The 222-nt window shown below is 67.1% G+C and carries 1 pseudogene; it reads left to right on the forward strand.

From position 1 onward, the window contains the following. Positions 1–222 (forward strand): annotated as a pseudogene (locus ELR45_RS41930) (glutamine synthetase); the annotation flags it as partial.

A 222-nucleotide genomic window follows, 5' to 3' on the forward strand; every position in this document is an offset into this window, starting at 1 on the left:
GCGTTCATCGCCGGCCTGCTCAAACACTCGCCGGAGATCACCGCCGTGACGAACCAGTGGGTGAACTCGTACAAGCGACTGCAGGGCGGGGGCGAGGCACCGGCGTACATCTGCTGGGGCCACAACAACCGATCCGCGCTGGTGCGGGTGCCGATGTACAAGCCGGGCAAGGCACAGTCGGTGCGGGTCGAGTTCCGGTCGCTGGACTCGGCGTGCAACCCC

Source organism: Phytoactinopolyspora endophytica, assembly GCF_004138495.1.
In the GTDB taxonomy this organism is placed as follows: domain Bacteria; phylum Actinomycetota; class Actinomycetes; order Jiangellales; family Jiangellaceae; genus Phytoactinopolyspora; species Phytoactinopolyspora endophytica.